Source organism: Streptomyces canarius (assembly GCF_014650735.1).
Taxonomy (GTDB): Bacteria; Actinomycetota; Actinomycetes; order Streptomycetales; family Streptomycetaceae; genus Streptomyces; species Streptomyces olivaceoviridis.
This window is the reverse complement of sequence record NZ_BMVN01000267.1, coordinates 1-506: the sequence shown is the minus strand read 5'-3', so window position 1 is coordinate 506 and position 506 is coordinate 1. Positions and strand designations below refer to the sequence as shown.

Here is a 506-nt window from a genome sequence, read left to right as displayed (position 1 = left end):
GGAGTTTCCACGCTTGAAAAAGAAAATCTGGGGCGTATTTCTCAAATCATCGGTCCAGTACTGGATGTAGCCTTTCCCCCGGGCAAGATGCCTAATATTTACAACGCCCTAGTAGTTAAGGGTCGAGATACCGCCGGTCAACAAATTAATGTAACTTGTGAGGTACAGCAATTATTAGGAAATAATCGAGTTAGAGCTGTAGCTATGAGCGCTACAGATGGTCTAACGAGAGGAATGGAAGTGATTGACACGGGAGCTGCTCTAAGTGTTCCAGTCGGCGGAGCGACCCTAGGACGAATTTTTAACGTGCTTGGGGAGCCCGTTGATAATTTAGGTCCTGTAGATACTCGCACAACATCCCCTATTCATAAATCCGCGCCCGCTTTCATACAATTAGATACAAAATTATCTATTTTTGAAACAGGAATTAAAGTAGTCGATCTTTTAGCTCCTTATCGTCGTGGAGGAAAAATCGGACTATTTGGGGGGGCTGGGGTAGGTAAAAC

The 506-nt window shown here is 44.7% G+C and carries 1 pseudogene; it reads left to right on the top strand.

Annotated elements, in window-relative coordinates:
* Window positions 1-506, top strand: a pseudogene (locus IE294_RS50605) (F0F1 ATP synthase subunit beta); the annotation flags it as partial.